The 16,037-nt window shown below is 70.2% G+C and carries 12 protein-coding genes; 9 read left to right on the plus strand and 3 right to left on the minus strand.

Annotated features, from left to right (window positions below; all coding sequences use genetic code 11):
- Nucleotides 1-81: 81 nt before the first annotated feature.
- Nucleotides 82-4,035, minus strand: a complete 3,954-nt coding sequence (gene eccCa, locus Q5762_RS34945) for a type VII secretion protein EccCa (protein ID WP_315896343.1) — start codon at nucleotides 4,033-4,035, stop codon at nucleotides 82-84.
- Between the two features lie 171 nt (nucleotides 4,036-4,206).
- Here eccCa and eccD point away from each other — a divergent pair, with 171 nt between their 5' ends.
- The 6 genes from eccD to Q5762_RS34975 all read left to right on the plus strand — a co-directional run bounded on the left by eccD (nucleotide 4,207) and on the right by Q5762_RS34975 (nucleotide 11,307).
- A complete protein-coding gene (gene eccD / locus Q5762_RS34950) occupies nucleotides 4,207-5,682 on the plus strand; it encodes a type VII secretion integral membrane protein EccD (RefSeq protein WP_315896344.1) in 1,476 nt (491 codons plus the stop codon).
- Nucleotides 5,683-5,904: 222 nt separating this feature from the next.
- Nucleotides 5,905-6,195, plus strand: coding sequence for a 30S ribosomal protein S15 (gene rpsO, locus Q5762_RS34955; protein ID WP_147979976.1), 291 nt, complete (start codon nucleotides 5,905-5,907; stop codon nucleotides 6,193-6,195).
- Between the two features lie 280 nt (nucleotides 6,196-6,475).
- Entirely contained in the window at nucleotides 6,476-8,698 is a 2,223-nt protein-coding gene (locus Q5762_RS34960) for a polyribonucleotide nucleotidyltransferase (protein WP_315896345.1), read from the plus strand.
- On the plus strand, nucleotides 8,695-10,074 hold the full coding sequence (locus Q5762_RS34965) for a pitrilysin family protein (RefSeq protein ID WP_315896346.1): 1,380 nt from the start codon (nucleotides 8,695-8,697) through the stop codon (nucleotides 10,072-10,074). The genes Q5762_RS34960 and Q5762_RS34965 overlap by 4 nt, the downstream gene beginning before the upstream one ends.
- 17 nt (nucleotides 10,075-10,091) lie before the next feature.
- Nucleotides 10,092-10,844 (plus strand): 4-hydroxy-tetrahydrodipicolinate reductase, encoded by a 753-nt coding sequence (gene dapB, locus Q5762_RS34970; protein WP_315896347.1) that lies wholly within the window; start codon nucleotides 10,092-10,094, stop codon nucleotides 10,842-10,844.
- 10 nt (nucleotides 10,845-10,854) lie between these two features.
- Nucleotides 10,855-11,307 carry a hypothetical protein gene (locus Q5762_RS34975; RefSeq protein ID WP_315896348.1) on the plus strand — a complete coding sequence of 151 codons (453 nt, stop codon included), beginning with the start codon at nucleotides 10,855-10,857 and terminating at the stop codon, nucleotides 11,305-11,307.
- A gap of 3 nt (nucleotides 11,308-11,310) precedes the next feature.
- Here Q5762_RS34975 and Q5762_RS34980 read toward each other — a convergent pair whose 3' ends face one another.
- Complete coding sequence (locus Q5762_RS34980; RefSeq protein ID WP_315896349.1) at nucleotides 11,311-11,874, minus strand: hypothetical protein; 564 nt, start codon at nucleotides 11,872-11,874, stop codon at nucleotides 11,311-11,313.
- 95 nt (nucleotides 11,875-11,969) lie between these two features.
- Nucleotides 11,970-12,209 (minus strand): hypothetical protein, encoded by a 240-nt coding sequence (locus tag Q5762_RS34985; protein ID WP_315896350.1) that lies wholly within the window; start codon nucleotides 12,207-12,209, stop codon nucleotides 11,970-11,972.
- A 188-nt stretch (nucleotides 12,210-12,397) separates the two neighbouring features.
- On the opposite strand from Q5762_RS34985, the gene thyX reads away from it, so the two are divergent.
- From thyX to Q5762_RS35000, 3 genes are all read left to right on the plus strand, one after another.
- Nucleotides 12,398-13,138 (plus strand): FAD-dependent thymidylate synthase, encoded by a 741-nt coding sequence (thyX, locus tag Q5762_RS34990; RefSeq protein WP_315896351.1) that lies wholly within the window; start codon nucleotides 12,398-12,400, stop codon nucleotides 13,136-13,138.
- Between the two features lie 178 nt (nucleotides 13,139-13,316).
- Nucleotides 13,317-14,216 carry a 4-hydroxy-tetrahydrodipicolinate synthase gene (gene dapA, locus Q5762_RS34995; protein WP_315896352.1) on the plus strand — a complete coding sequence of 300 codons (900 nt, stop codon included), beginning with the start codon at nucleotides 13,317-13,319 and terminating at the stop codon, nucleotides 14,214-14,216.
- A 120-nt stretch (nucleotides 14,217-14,336) separates the two neighbouring features.
- On the plus strand, nucleotides 14,337-16,022 hold the full coding sequence (locus tag Q5762_RS35000; protein ID WP_315896353.1) for a ribonuclease J: 1,686 nt from the start codon (nucleotides 14,337-14,339) through the stop codon (nucleotides 16,020-16,022).
- The last annotated feature ends 15 nt before the right edge of the window (nucleotides 16,023-16,037 follow it).

Raw genomic sequence — 16,037 nt, forward strand, 5'->3', positions numbered from 1 at the left:
TTCGTTCGTTGAGATGCGCCACGCTCGGCCTCGGCGCCGTGCGGCGGTGCCCGACGGACGGCCGACCACCGTTCCGAGCTCTCATCGCTCCGGCATCCGCCCCGTCTGCACCAGCGACGACCCGCCCCGCCGCCCCACGAAGAAGCCCCGACCCGCCGGCATCGGCCGCGGCCGGGCGTTGCCCAGGAGGTCGCCCTCCTGGGGGTCGCCGGACAGGACCACGCCCTGCGCGCCGAGTTCCTTGATGCGCTGCATGAAGGCCTCGTACATCGAACGGGAGGCACCCGCGCTGTTGCGCGCGATGATGAAGCGGACGCCCGTGTCCCGGGCGAAGGGCAGGTACTCCGCGAGCGCCGCCAGCGGGTTGCCGCCGCTCGTCGCCACCAGGTCGTAGTCGTCGACGATGATGAAGACCTGCGGCCCCGACCACCAGCTGCGGTCCCGCAGCTGCTGCGGCGTCACGTCCTGCGGCGGCTGGCGCCGCGCGAAGACGCCGGCCAGCGCCTCCATGTGCATCTGCATCGAGCTCGCCATCGGCGCGTACTCGAGCAGGTGCTCCTCGGGCAGGCTGCCGAGCAGCGCCCGCCGGTAGTCGCCCACCACGAGCTTCGCCTCGTCGGGGGAGTACCGCTCCGCGATCTGCTTGGCGATCAGCCGCAGCAGGTTCGTCTTGCCGGACTCGCTCTCGCCGAAGATCAGGAAGAACGGATCGGTGTCGAAGTTGACGAAGACCGGCTCCAGCCGCGTCTCGTCGATGCCGATCGCGATGCCGTGCTGCGGGAACTCGAAGCCCTTCGGCAGCCGGTCCGCCGGCAGCTTGTGCGGCAGCAGCCGGACGGCCGGCGCCACCGGGCCCGTCCAGGCACCCCGTACGGCCGCCACGAAGCTCTCCGTACCCGTCGACAGGTCGTCCGACGAGCCGGACCCGTCGATCCGCGGCAGCGCGCCCATGAAGTGCAGCTTCTCCGGCACCTGGCCGCGTCCGGGCACCCCGGTCGGGACGTTCGCCGCCACCTTCCGGTCGAACTCGGAGTCCATGACGTCACCGAGCCGAAGCTCGAGCCGGCTCAGCATCTGGTCCTTGACCGCCGCGCGGACCTCCATGTAGCGGGCGGCGGTGATGACGACGTGGATGCCGTAGCCCAGACCGCGCGCCGCGAGGTCGGAGACCGTCCCCTCCAGCATGTCGTACTCGTTCCGGAAGCCGCCCCAGCCGTCGATGACCAGGAACACGTCGCCCCAGGCCTCGCCCGGGAGTTCACCCGCGGCCCGCTTGCGCCGGTAGGTGGCGATCGAGTCGATCCCGTGCGCGCGGAAGAACTCCTCGCGGCGGTTCAGTACGCCGAGGACCTCCGCGACCGTCCGCCGGACCCGCTCGGGGTCGAGCCGCGACGCGACCCCGCCGACATGCGGCAGCTCGGCCAGCGACGACAGGCCGCCACCACCGAAGTCGAGGGCGTAGAACTGCACCTCGGCCGGGGTGTGGGTGAGCGCGAACGACGAGATCAGCGTCCGCATCAGCGTCGACTTGCCGGACTGCGGACCGCCCACCACCATCATGTGGCCCGCCGCACCGGAGAAGTCCCGGTACAGCACCTCGCGCCGCTGCTCGAACGGCTTGTCGATCAGGCCGAGCGGCACCGTGAGCCCGCCGGGACGCGTGTACTCGGTCGCCGTCAGACCCCGGTGCGCGGTGGGCGCGAGCCCCGGCAGGAGCTGGTCGAGCGAGGGCGCCTGGTCGAGCGGCGGCAGCCACACCTGGTGCGCGGGCACACCCTGCCCCTCCAGCCGTCGCACGATCACGTCGAGGACGGTGTCCGCGAGCGCGTCGTCCTCCTCCTCGCGCCGCGCCGCCAGATACGCCGGGTCGGGCGCCGCGTACACGACCGGCACCTGCGTCGCCGTGAAGAGCGCAGGACGCCGCTCGATCGGCAGCTGCCCCACCTCCGGCCGCGGCCCGCCCGTCCGGTACGTCCCCGAGACGTACGCGGCCTTGAACCGGGTCATCTCGTCCGTACCGAACTTCAGATAGCCCGAACCCGGCACCGACGGCAGGTGGTACGCGTCCGGCACACCGATCGCCGTCCGCGACTCCGCCGCCGAGAACGTCCGCAGACCGATCCGGTACGAGAGGTACGTGTCGAGGCCCCGGAGCTTGCCCTCCTCCAGGCGCTGCGAGGCCAGCAGCAGATGCACGCCCAGCGAACGGCCGATCCGGCCGATCTGGATGAACATGTCGATGAAGTCCGGCTTGGCCGTCAGCAGTTCGGAGAACTCGTCGATGACCAGGACCAGCGAGGCCAGCGGCTCCAGCGGGGCACCGGCCGCGCGCGCCTTCTCGTAGTCGTGGATGTTGGCGTAGTTGCCCGCCGACCGCAGCAGCTCCTGGCGGCGCTGCAGCTCACCGCGGATCGCGTCGCCCATCCGGTCGACGAGCGTCAGGTCGTCCGACAGGTTGGTGATGACCGCCGCCACGTGCGGCATCTGGGACATGCCCGCGAACGTGGCACCACCCTTGAAGTCCGCGAGGACGAAGTTCAGCGTCTCCGAGGAGTGCGTCACCGCCAGACCCAGGACGAGCGTGCGCAGCAGTTCCGACTTGCCGGACCCGGTCGCACCCACGCACAGGCCGTGCGGCCCCATGCCCTCCTGCGCCGCCTCCTTCAGGTCGAGCATGACCGGCTGGCCGTCCTCGCCGACCCCGATCGGCACCCGCAGCCGCTCGGCCACCGACCGCGGCCGCCAGGTCCGCGCCACGTCCACCGACGCCGCGTCACCCAGTTTCAGCAGATCCGTGAAGTCCAGATTGGCGAGCAGCGGTTCGTCGTCGTCCCCGCCGCCCATCCGCAGCGGCGCCAGCTGCCGCGCCAGCGCCTCGGCGGCCGGCGGCGAGATCCCGTCCGGCACGCCCTCGTACGCGAACCCACCGCCCGACTCCAGGCGCAGCCGCCCGGGCCGCACGATCACCGACAGCCCACCCCGCGGCTCGTCCAGCTCACCGTGCACCACCTCGACGATGGTCACGCCCTGCAAACCCTCGGGCGCCGCGAAGAGCGAGTCCGGCGGCACCATCCCGCCGTCGAGCACGACCACCACATGCGGCTGGTCGAGCACCGGCTGGCTGTCCCGGCCGAACCGGGGCCGCCCGTCGAGCCGCCCACGGATCAGCGACTCCAGCTCACCGAGGTCGTCGCCGAACAGCCGCCTCGTGCCCGCCCCGTCGACCTGGCCCGCGATCTGCGTGTGCGGCAGCCACTTCGTCCAGTCCCAGCGCTCCTGCGCGCCCCGCGCCGCCACCACCGCGACCATCAGGTCGTCGGGGGAGTGCAGCGTCGCCAACTGGGAGACCAGGGCCCGCGCCGCGGCCTGCGCCGACTCCGGTTCGCCCGAGACCGTCACGTGGTAGAAGGCCCGCATCGAGACCGCCATCGGCAGCCCGTCCAACGAGCCGTGCACGGCCAGGAACTGCTGCATCGCGCCCGCGCACAACGGCTCCAGCTCGTCCACCGGCGCGGTGTCCGGAGCCGCCAGCGGCGTCGCCAGCTGCTGGGAGCCGAGCCCGACCCGTACCTGCCCGAAGTCGCTGTCGCCCATCCGGCGTTCCCACACCCGCGAGCCCTCGGCCACCACCGACCACAACTGCTCGGGAGCGGGGTGCAGATACAGCTGCGCGTCCCGCTGCCTGCGCGCCGTCCTCCGGACCGTACGCCGGGTCTGCGCGAGGTATTTGAGGTAGTCGCGCCGCACATCCGCCATTTGCCCCTGCGTACCCTTGCGGAACCGCACGAGCTGGGCGATGACCATGCCGACCGTCGAGACGAGCATCAGGATGCCCATGATGCGCATGAACGGATGGGCGCCCGGCATGAAGAAGAACACCACCGACGAACCCATGCCGAGCATCGGCAGGAGCTGCATCAGCATGCCCTCCTGCTGACCCCGAGGCAGCTCCGGAGGAGCCTCCAGGACCAGTTCCTCACTGGGTACTTCCGGAGGAAGGGACCTCGGCGGGCGTTTGACGACGATCTGGCTCACCGGCGCATCAATCCCTCGTTACGGGCGGACTTCCCGCGGGAGTTCCGCACCGGCGCCCCTGAGCGACGGCCTCCCCCACGAGACCGCGATCCTACTTGCAGCCCTTCCCCACCGTCCCCGGTAGGGTGGCGCGCGCACCGTGCGCAACCGCGAATCAGGGGGTCCAGAGACGTGAGTACGACCGCAGCGACCGGCTTCTGCCGTGTCACCGTCGTGGCACCGGACAGCCGTATCGACGTGGCACTCCCGGAGGACATCGCGGTCGCCGACGTCTATCCGGAGATCCTGCGGCTCACCGGCCAGACCCAGTCCGCCGGCACCCCGACCGGCTACCACCTGGTCCGCCGCGACGGCTCCGTCCTCGACGGCGCCCGTACCCTCGCCGCCCAGCAGGTCCTCGACGGCGAGGTCCTCTCGCTGCGCCCGTTCGCCCAGTCCCTGCCGCCCGCCGTCTTCGACGACGTCTCCGACGCCGTCGCCTCCGCGGTCACCCGCGACCGGCACCTGTGGAGCGACGACCTGCTGCGCGGCGCGGGACTCGTCGGCGGGGTGCTGCTGCTCGTCCTGATGGGCTTCGTGCTCTGGTTCGCCGACCCGGTACGCCACGACATGCACAGCCTCCCCGGCGTCGTGGCCGGCGCCGCCGGCGTCCTGCTCACCGCCTTCGCCGGGGTACGGGCCCGGGTGTACGCCGACCGGGCCACCGCCGTCGCCCTCGGCCTGGGCGCCCTGCCCCTGCTGCTCATCGCCGGCTCCGGCATCGTCGCGCCCGACGCCGGCGACGGCCCCGGCCGCCTCCAGTTCCTGCTCGGCTGCGTGACCGTCCTGGTCGCCTCCGTCACCCTGGTCGCGCTCACCCCCAGCGGCGACGCCCCCTTCGTCGCGGCCACCTTCCTGGCCGGCGTCGGCACCCTCGCCACCTTCCTGGCGATCGTCGCCGAGGCCTCCGCCACCGAGACCGCCGCCGTCTGCGCCCCCGTCGCCGTCGGCCTGGTCGCCTTCCTGCCCGGCCTCTCGGCCCGCTTCGCCCGGCTGCCCATCGGCTACGCCTCCCCGCGCAGCGCCGCCGACGACGACTTCCACGCCGAACCCGGCCGGAGCACCGAGGAGGCCCAGGCCGTCGACGGCGAGCGCATCGCGCTGCAGGCCCGCCGCGGCCACGAGATGCTCCTCGGCCTCGTCGGCGGCTGCGCGGCCGTCGTCGTCGGCTCCGCCGCGGTCCTCGGCTTCGCCGGCAACGTCTGGGGCCAGCTCCTCGCCCTCGCCGCCGGCCTCGCGATGCTGCTGCGCGCCCGGCTCTTCCGCTACACCTCGCAGGTCGCCTGTGTCCTGGTGGCCGGCCTCGCCGCCATCGCGCTGCTGATCCTCGGCCTCTCCCTGAACCCGCCGGCCGACCTCGTCAAGGACCTGCTGATCTACGGCGACCGCGGCGGCCTGGACATCCGTACGATCTGGCTCACCGCGACCGTCGCCGCCGGCGCCGCCCTCGTCACCGCCATCGGGCTGATCATCCCGAAGAAGGGCCTCTCGCCGTTCTGGGGCCGTCTGCTCGACCTGGCCGAGGTGGTCGTCCTGCTCTCCCTCGTCCCGCTCTGCCTCGCGGTACTGGACGTCTTCATGGCGGCCCGCTCCCTGACCAGCAAGTAGGGGCACTCCCCGTTAGGGGCACTCCCCGTAAGGGCACTCCGCTCACCTGGTACGCTGTGTGACGGCCGTTTGTGTACGCGCTCCCGGATCCACCGGAATCCCTGGATTCACCGGATTCTCTGGAAGCTGCGCTCATCGGACCTTCGCCTCCGAGTCACGGAAGCTCCCCTGAGAACGAGACCAGGGGCACTCGTGGGCGCACGAACACACATAGGAGTACGCATGTCGCTCGACGCCGCTACGAAGAAGCAGATCTTCGCCGAGTTCGGCCAGAAGGAGGGCGACACCGGCTCCCCCGAGGTCCAGGTCGCGATGCTCTCCCGCCGCATCTCGGACCTGACCGAGCACCTCAAGCAGCACAAGCACGACCACCACTCCCGCCGTGGTCTGCTGATCCTGGTCGGCCAGCGTCGCCGCCTGCTGCAGTACCTGGCCAAGAAGGACATCCAGCGCTTCCGTGCCCTGGTCGACCGCCTCGGCATCCGCCGCGGTGCGGCCGGCGGTGCGAAGTAAGTACACCGTGAAGGGAGCGGTTCCCACTTTTAGGGGGCCGCTCCCTTTGCTGTACGTGCGCGATGTACCGACCGGCACTTAGTCTGGTCGCACAACGCCACATCACGAGCGAGGAGCCGCCGGCACGCCGCCGGTCCTCGGTAGTGGCCCCCGGACCCCACAATCCCCGGGTGCTTCGATCGAAGACCGGCCCGCATCCGAAGGCGCGCTTCTCCTCCACCACCGTCCCCGGCCACACGGGCCGACGGACGAAAAGACGAACACGTAGGAGAAACCGCTAGTGGAGAACGAGACCCACTACGCCGAGGCCGTCATCGACAACGGCACCTTCGGCACCCGCACCATCCGCTTCGAGACGGGCCGCCTGGCCAAGCAGGCCGCCGGCTCCGCCGTCGCGTACCTGGACGACGACACGATGGTCCTCTCCGCGACCACCGCGTCGAAGAAGCCCAAGGACCAGCTCGACTTCTTCCCCCTCACGGTGGACGTCGAGGAGCGGATGTACGCGGCCGGCAAGATCCCCGGCTCCTTCTTCCGCCGGGAAGGCCGCCCCTCCGAGGACGCGATCCTCACCTGCCGCCTGATCGACCGCCCGCTGCGCCCCTCCTTCAAGAAGGGCCTGCGCAACGAGATCCAGATCGTCGAGACGATCATGGCGCTCAACCCCGACCACCTCTACGACGTGGTCGCCATCAACGCCGCCTCCTGCTCCACGCAGCTGGCCGGCCTGCCCTTCTCCGGCCCGATCGGCGGCACCCGTGTCGCGCTGATCAACGGCCAGTGGGTCGCGTTCCCGACGCACACCGAGCTCGAGGACGCCGTCTTCGACATGGTCGTCGCCGGTCGCGTCCTTGAGGACGGCGACGTCGCGATCATGATGGTCGAGGCCGAGGCCACCGAGCGCACGATCGAGCTCGTCAAGGGCGGCGCCGAGGCGCCGACCGAGGAGCTCGTCGCCGCCGGTCTCGAGGCCGCGAAGCCCTTCATCAAGGTCCTCTGCAAGGCCCAGTCGGACCTCGCCGCCAAGGCTGCCAAGCCCACCGGCGAGTTCCCGGTCTTCCTCGACTACCAGGACGACGCCCTGGAGGCGCTCACCGCCGCCGTCAGGAACGACCTCGCGCAGGCGCTCACCATCGCCGGCAAGCAGGAGCGCGAGACCGAGCTCGACCGCATCAAGGAGCTCGCCGCCGAGAAGCTTCTCCCGGCCTTCGAGGGCCGCGAGAAGGAGATCTCCGGTGCCTACCGCGCGCTGACCAAGAAGCTGGTCCGCGAGCGGATCATCAAGGACAAGGTCCGCATCGACGGCCGCGGGCTCACGGACATCCGTACGCTCGCCGCCGAGGTCGAGGCCATCCCGCGCGTGCACGGCTCGGCGCTCTTCGAGCGTGGCGAGACCCAGATCCTGGGCGTCACCACCCTCAACATGCTCCGTATGGAGCAGCAGCTGGACACCCTCTCCCCGGTGACCCGCAAGCGCTACATGCACAACTACAACTTCCCGCCGTACTCCGTCGGTGAGACCGGCCGCGTGGGCTCGCCCAAGCGCCGCGAGATCGGCCACGGCGCGCTCGCCGAGCGCGCCATCGTGCCGGTGCTGCCGACGCGCGAGGAGTTCCCGTACGCGATCCGTCAGGTGTCCGAGGCCCTCGGCTCCAACGGCTCGACGTCCATGGGCTCGGTCTGCGCCTCCACCATGTCGCTGCTGAACGCCGGTGTGCCGCTCAAGGCCCCCGTCGCCGGTATCGCCATGGGTCTGATCTCCGAGGAGATCGACGGCAAGACCCACTACGTCGCCCTCACCGACATCCTCGGTGCGGAGGACGCCTTCGGCGACATGGACTTCAAGGTCGCCGGTACGAAGACCTTCGTCACCGCGCTCCAGCTCGACACCAAGCTCGACGGCATCCCCGCCTCGGTCCTGGCCGCCGCGCTGAAGCAGGCCCGTGACGCGCGTCTGCACATCCTCGACGTGATGAACGAGGCGATCGACGTTCCGGACGAGATGTCCCCGAACGCGCCGCGCATCATCACCGTCAAGATCCCGGTGGACAAGATCGGTGAGGTCATCGGCCCCAAGGGCAAGATGATCAACCAGATCCAGGAGGACACCGGCGCCGACATCACGATCGAGGACGACGGCACCATCTACATCGGTGCCCAGCAGGGCTCGCAGGCCGAGGCCGCCCGCGCCACGATCAACTCGATCGCCAACCCGACCATGCCGGAGGTCGGCGAGCGCTACCTGGGTACGGTCGTCAAGACCACCACCTTCGGTGCCTTCGTCTCCCTGATGCCCGGCAAGGACGGTCTGCTGCACATCTCGCAGATCCGCAAGCTCGCCGGTGGCAAGCGCGTGGAGAACGTCGAGGACGTGCTCGCGGTCGGCGCGAAGGTCCAGGTCGAGATCGCCGAGATCGACCAGCGCGGCAAGCTCTCCCTCGTCCCCGTCATGGCCGACGAGGACGCCGCCGCCGAGGACGCGAAGGACGACACCGACCAGTGACGTCCCGTAGTTCCGTGACGACGGCCCGCCCCTCTTCGGAGGGGCGGGCCGTCGCCCGTACCCAAACGCTTCTCCCGGGCAAGGACGGCATCGGCACGGTCCGCCGCACCACCCTCCCCGGCGGCCTGCGGATCGTCACCGAGACCCTGCCCTCCGTGCGCTCCGCCACCTTCGGCATCTGGGCGCACGTCGGCTCCCGCGACGAGACGCCCACGCTCAACGGCGCCACGCACTACCTGGAGCACCTCCTCTTCAAGGGCACCAAGCAGCGCAGCGCCCTCGACATCTCCGCCGCGCTCGACGCGGTCGGCGGTGAGATGAACGCCTTCACCGCGAAGGAGTTCACCTGCTACTACGCGCGGGTCCTCGACACCGACCTGCCGCTCGCGATCGACGTGGTCTGCGACATGCTGACCGGCTCGCTGATCCTCGAAGAGGACGTCGACGCCGAGCGTGGCGTCATCCTCGAAGAGATCGCGATGACCGAGGACGACCCGGGCGACGTCGTGCACGACCTGTTCGCGCACACCATGTTCGGCGACACCCCGCTGGGCCGCCCGGTCCTCGGCACCGTCGACACCATCAACGCCCTCGACCGGGGCCGGATCGCCCGCTTCTACAAGAAGCACTACGATCCGACCCACCTGGTCGTCGCCGCCGCGGGCAACATCGACCACGCCACCGTCGTACGCCAGGTCCGCCGCGCCTTCGAGAAGGCCGGCGCCCTGTCCCGTACGGACGCGGTCCCCGTCTCCCCCCGCGACGGTCTGCGCACGATCCGCACCGCCGGCGCCGTCGAGATCCTCGGCCGCAAGACCGAGCAGGCCCATGTGGTCCTCGGCATGCCGGGCCTCGCCCGCACCGACGACCGCCGCTGGGCGCTCGGCGTGCTGAACACGGCCCTCGGCGGCGGCATGTCCTCGCGCCTCTTCCAGGAGGTCCGCGAGAAGCGCGGCCTGGCCTACAGCGTGTACTCGTACACCTCCGGCTTCGCCGACTGCGGCCTCTTCGGGGTGTACGCGGGCTGCCGCCCCAACCAGGTCCACGACGTGCTGCGGATCTGCCGCGACGAGCTCGACAAGGCGGCGACCGACGGGCTCACCGACGACGAGATCGCCCGCGCCATCGGCCAGCTCTCCGGTTCCACGGTCCTCGGCCTGGAGGACACCGGCGCGCTGATGAACCGCATCGGCAAGAGCGAGCTGTGCTGGGGTACCCAGATGTCGGTCGACGACATGCTCGCCCGGATCGCCGCCGTCACCCCGGACGAGGTCCGCGAGGTCGCCCGTGATGTGCTCGGACAGCGTCCCTCGCTGTCCGTCATAGGGCCGCTGAAGGACAAGCAGGCGGCACGCCTGCACGAATCCGTCTCCTAGAGAGAGTTCAGAGAGTAATGAGCAAGCTGCGCGTGGCGGTCCTCGGAGCCCAGGGCCGGATCGGCTCCGAGGCGGTACGGGCCGTCGAGGCCGCCGAGGACATGGAACTGGTCGCGGCGCTCGGCCGCGGCGACAAGCTGGAGACGCTCGCCGAGACGGGCGCCCAGGTCGCGGTCGAACTGACCACCCCGGCCTCGGTGATGGACAACCTCGACTACTGCGTGCGCCACGGCATCCACGCGGTCGTCGGGACCACCGGCTGGACCGAGGAGCGCCTCGCGCAGCTGAACTCCTGGCTCGCCGCCTCCCCGGAGACCGGCGTCCTGATCGCCCCGAACTTCTCCATCGGCGCCGTGCTGACCATGAAGTTCGCCCAGATCGCGGCCCCGTACTTCGAGTCCGTCGAGGTCGTCGAGCTGCACCACCCGAACAAGGTCGACGCCCCCAGCGGCACCGCCACCCGTACCGCCCAGCTGATCGCCGCCGCCCGCCGCGAGGCCGGCCTCGGCGCCCAGCCGGATGCCACCGCGACCGCCCTGGACGGCGCGCGCGGCGCGGACGTCGACGGCGTCCCGGTGCACGCGGTACGCCTGCGGGGCCTGCTGGCCCACCAGGAGGTGCTGCTCGGCGGCGAGGGCGAGACCCTGACGGTCCGCCACGACTCGCTGCACCACTCCAGCTTCATGCCGGGCATCCTCCTGGGCGCCCGCCGTGTCGTCACCACTCCGGGCCTCACCTTCGGCCTGGAGCACTTCCTGGACCTGGGCTGAGGCCGCGGCCATGGGTGGAAAGATCACGTACGTCTTCCTCGCCACCGTCCTCGTCCTCGTCTTCGGCGTGGTGGCGATGGAGGGTGTCCTGCTCATCCTGACCGGCGAACCGATCGCCGTGGGCATGGGCGCGGTGGCGTTCCTGCTGCCCTGGGTGGGCGGCTGGTTCCTCTGGAAGAACACCGCCTTCGCGCGGAACGCGCAGCGGCTCGCCCGCGACCTCGAGGCCGAAGGCGGCCTGCCGGCGGACGAGTTGAAGCGCACGGCAGGCGGCCGGATCGACCGTGACTCGGCCGACGAGGTGTTCGCGAGGCGGCGTGCCGAGACCGAGGACTCGCCCGAGGACTGGCGCTGCTGGTTCCGGCTCGCGGTCGCCTATCACGACGCCCGCGACACCCCCCGCGCCCGCAAGGCGATGCAGCGGGCGATCGCCCTGCACGCGGGCCGTACGGTCAGCGTCTGACGGTCAGCGCGTAGCGGCCGGTACGGCGACGCCGTACTCGGCGTTCCACGCCTCGACCGTGTCGGCCGCGCGGTCGAACGCCTCGATGCGAGACAGGAAGTCGGCGTTGTGGTCGGTGAGCAGGGCGACCTGCTCACCACCCTGCCGTACGAGCACCAGCGCCTGGCCCTGCACCGTGCGGGGCAGCCCCAGCCACCGCACCGGCTGCTGCGCCGTGCGCAGCTCCGTCACCCGCGGCCATGCCACGGTCGTGGTGGAGAAGAAGCCGACCCGGCGCACGCCGTGCCGGCTCACCCACGTGCCCACCCGCAGCATCCGCAGCGCGGCGACGATGATCAGCGCGGCGAGACCGAACGTGGCGGCCGCACCGCCCATCCCACCGGCGGCGGCGATGATCACCGCGGCGAACAGCACGAACGACGCGAGCAGCAGCGCGAGCGCCGCGGCGCCGACGCGCCAGGGACCGGGCCGGTAGGGCCGACGCCACTCGTCGTGATCGTCGAACGGCAGCGCGACGTCGTCGGTCGCGTCAAAAGCGCGGTCGGCCGTCAGAAAAGGCAGGGGCACGACTGATCCTCACTCACAAGCACGCTCGAAGGGGCTGTGCCCGGTGAGGCTACCCAGGTGGTCTCGACCTGGCCACCTCAGGGGGGCCGTACTGCTCAACGGCCGTCGGAAGCCTCGGACTGCTGCCGGTGCCCGTCGGCCGCACCCGACTGCATGGACGGCATTCCGAAGAGCAGCGACCCGACGAGACCGGCCACGACGGTCAGCCCGACCAGCGTACGGCCCACGATCTCGGAGCCGCTGAGGCGCTCCCTCGGCGGCGGAGTGACGTTACTGCGGAAGCGGTCGGCCTCTGCGACGAACGTGAACGGGACAGCCTCTCGCCGGCCAGACATGGGGCCACTCTCCTCGGAGCTCTGTGGTGTGCGGTGTCACAGATACAGACGAGCAAACTCGGCACTCGGTGCCCGATTTCCCCGAATTGGCCAAAGAATGTGGTCCGGGTGGGTGTGGACGTCCGCTGTCAGTGGCTCCCCGTAGAGTGGGCGCCGCCCGAGCGACGCACTTTGGAAGGACCCCGCCGGTGACCGACACCCCCGCAGCAGACCTCAAGCCCAGCTTCCGCAGCGATGTGACCGTCGAGCTGGTGAAGCACAGCGCCGCCGACTCGGACGTGCTGTGGGCGGCCCGCGTCTCCACGGCGGGGGAGCAGTCGCTCGAAGAGCTGCAGAAGGACCCCGAGCGGTCCACGGGGCTCATCAACTACCTGATGCGGGACCGGCACGGCAGCCCCTTCGAGCACAACTCGATGACGTTCTTCATCAGCGCCCCGATCTTCGTCTTCCGCGAGTTCATGCGGCACCGCGTCGGCTGGTCGTACAACGAGGAATCGGGTCGCTACAGGGAGCTGGAGCCGGTCTTCTACGTCCCCGACGCCTCCCGCAAGCTCGTCCAGGAGGGCCGCCCCGGCAAGTACGTCTTCGTCGAGGGCACCGAGGCCCAGCAGGAGCTGACCGGCCGCGTCATGGAGGACTCGTACGTCCGGGCGTACGCGGCCTACCAGGAGATGCTCGCCGCCGGCGTCGCCCGCGAGGTCGCCCGCGCGGTCCTCCCCGTCGGCCTCTTCTCCTCGATGTACGCCACGTGCAACGCGCGCTCGCTGATGCACTTCCTCGGTCTGCGCACCCAGCACGAGCTGGCCAAGGTGCCGTCCTTCCCGCAGCGGGAGATCGAGATGGTCGGCGAGAAGATGGAGCAGCACTGGGCCCAGCTCATGCCGCTGACCTACGCCGCGTTCAACAAGAACGGCCGTGTGGCCCCATAAAGCACAGATGTCCGATCACGTCACGCGAAGTGTCCGTATTGCGACGTTTCACGAAGTTCATCTAGGCTGATCAAACGGACCCGGCACTGCTTGAACCCCCGAGCAGGCAGTGCCGGGCTCCCTTTCTCACGTCCCCCGAGGGGACACTGGGCGATGAGCAGCGAGTAGCGTGTTACCCATGGCTCCGATCTCCACTCCGCAGACCCCCTTCGGGCGGGTCCTCACCGCCATGGTCACGCCCTTCACGGCGGACGGCGCACTCGACCTCGACGGTGCCCAGCGACTGGCCACCCATCTGGTGGACGCAGGCAACGACGGCCTCGTCATCAACGGCACCACCGGCGAGTCCCCGACCACCAGCGACGCGGAGAAATCGGAGCTGGTACGGGCGGTACTGGCGGCGGTCGGCGACCGCGCCCACGTCGTCGCCGGCATCGGCACCAACGACACGCACCACTCCATCGAGCTGGCCCGCACCGCCGAGCGTGACGGCGCGCACGGCCTGCTCGCCGTCACGCCGTACTACAACAAGCCCCCGCAGGAGGGCCTGTACCGGCACTTCTCGGCCATCGCCGACGCCACCGAGCTCCCGGTGATGCTCTACGACATCCCCGGCCGCAGCGGCGTCCCGATCGACACCGAGACGATCGTCCGGCTCGCCGAGCACCCCCGGATCGTCGCCAACAAGGACGCCAAGGGCGACCTCGGCCGCGCCAGCTGGGCCATCGCCCGCTCCGGCCTCGCCTGGTACTCCGGCGACGACATGCTCAACCTGCCGCTGCTCTCCGTGGGCGCCTGCGGCTTCGTCTCCGTGGTCGGCCACGTCGTCACCCCGGAGCTCCGCGCCCTCCTCGACGCCCACCTGAACGGCGAGGTCCAGAAGGCCACCGAGATCCACCAGCGGCTCCTGCCGATCTACACCGGCATGTTCCGCACCCAGGGCGTCATGACCACCAAGGCCGCCCTCGCCCTCCAGGGCCTCCCGGCCGGCCCGCTGCGGCTGCCCCTCGTCGAGCTGTCGCCCGAGGAGACGGCCCAGCTCAAGATCGACCTGGCCGCCGGCGGGGTAGAGCTCTGACAACAAGCTTCACAACTGAATATCCGATCGACCAACGATCGACTGACAACAGCAAGTGCACGAATGTCATGCGCGCCACGTGCCCAAGCGGTACGTGGCGTGTGTGGTGAGGAGAGTCTTTTGAGTCATCCGCATCCTGAACTCGGCGCCCCGCCGAAGCTCGCCAAGGGTGGCCTCCGCGTCACCCCGCTCGGTGGGCTCGGCGAGATCGGCCGCAACATGACGGTCTTCGAGTTCGACGGCCGTCTGCTGATCGTCGACTGCGGCGTCCTCTTCCCCGAGGAGGAGCAGCCCGGTGTCGACCTGATCCTGCCCGACTTCACCACCATCAAGGACCGCCTCGACCAGGTCGAGGGCATCGTGCTCACGCACGGCCACGAGGACCACATCGGCGCCGTCCCCTACCTGCTCCGGCTCAAGCCGGACATCCCGCTCATCGGCTCCAAGCTGACCCTCGCGCTGATCGAGGCGAAGCTCCAGGAGCACCGCATCCGCCCGTACACCCTTGAGGTCGTCGAGGGTCAGCGGGAGCAGCTCGGCCCCTTCGACTGCGAGTTCATCGCGGTCAACCACTCCATCCCGGACGCGCTCGCGGTCGCCATCCGCACCCCCGCGGGCATGGCTGTCGCCACCGGCGACTTCAAGATGGACCAGCTCCCGATGGACGGCCGGCTCACCGACCTCCACGCCTTCGCGCGGCTCAGCGAGGAGGGCATCGACCTCCTGCTGTCCGATTCGACGAACGCCGAGGTCCCGGGCTTCGTCCCGCCGGAGAAGGACATCTCCAACGTCCTGCGGAACGTCTTCGCGAACGCCCAGAAGCGCATCATCGTGGCCAGCTTCGCCAGCCACGTGCACCGCATCCAGCAGATCCTCGACGCGGCGCACGAGTACGGCCGCCGCGTGGCCTTCGTCGGCCGCTCGATGGTCCGCAACATGGGCATCGCCCGCGACCTGGGTTACCTCCGCGTCCCGGTCGGCCTGGTCGTGGACGTGAAGACCCTGGACGACCTCCCGGACGACGAGGTCGTGCTGGTCTGCACGGGCTCCCAGGGCGAGCCGATGGCGGCCCTCTCCCGGATGGCCAACCGGGACCACCAGATCCGGATCGTCCAGGGCGACACCGTGATCCTGGCGTCCTCGCTCATCCCGGGCAACGAGAACGCGGTGTACCGCGTGATCAACGGCCTGACCCGCTGGGGCGCCAACGTCATCCACAAGGGCAACGCCAAGGTCCACGTCTCGGGCCACGCCTCGGCCGGCGAGCTGCTGTACTTCTACAACATCTGCAAGCCGAAGAACCTGATGCCGGTCCACGGTGAATGGCGCCACCTGCGCGCCAACGCCGAGCTCGGCGCGATGACGGGTATCCCCAAGGACCACATCGTCATCGCCGAGGACGGCGTCGTCGTCGACCTGATCGACGGCAAGGCCAGGATCGTGGGCAAGGTTCAGGCGGGCTACGTGTACGTGGACGGCCTCTCGGTCGGCGATGTCACCGAGGCTCATCTGAAGGACCGCCGCATCCTCGGCGACGAGGGCATCATCTCGGTCTTCGTGGTCGTGGACTCCTCGACCGGCAAGATCGTGGGCGGACCGAACATCCACGCCCGCGGCTCCGGCATCGAGGACTCGGCGTTCGACGCGGTGGTCCCGAAGGTCGAGCAGGCCCTGAACAAGTCGTTCCAGGACGGCGTGGTCGAGCCCCACCAGCTCCAGCAGCTGATCCGCCGCTCGATCGGCAAGTGGGTCTCCGACACCTACCGCCGGCGCCCGATGATCCTCCCGGTGGTCGTGGAGGTCTGAGCACCGTCCGGCCCA

This window comes from Streptomyces sp. P9(2023) (genome assembly GCF_032436795.1).
In the GTDB taxonomy this organism is placed as follows: domain Bacteria; phylum Actinomycetota; class Actinomycetes; order Streptomycetales; family Streptomycetaceae; genus Streptomyces.

Coding starts and splice junctions, on each gene's coding strand:
- rpsO (WP_147979976.1), top strand. CDS start 5,905: ATGTCGCTCGACGCCGCTACGAAGAAGCAGATCTTCGCCGAGTTCGGC.
- dapB (WP_315896347.1), top strand. CDS start 10,092: ATGAGCAAGCTGCGCGTGGCGGTCCTCGGAGCCCAGGGCCGGATCGGC.
- Q5762_RS34975 (WP_315896348.1), top strand. CDS start 10,855: ATGGGTGGAAAGATCACGTACGTCTTCCTCGCCACCGTCCTCGTCCTC.
- Q5762_RS34985 (WP_315896350.1), bottom strand. CDS start 12,209: ATGTCTGGCCGGCGAGAGGCTGTCCCGTTCACGTTCGTCGCAGAGGCC.
- dapA (WP_315896352.1), top strand. CDS start 13,317: ATGGCTCCGATCTCCACTCCGCAGACCCCCTTCGGGCGGGTCCTCACC.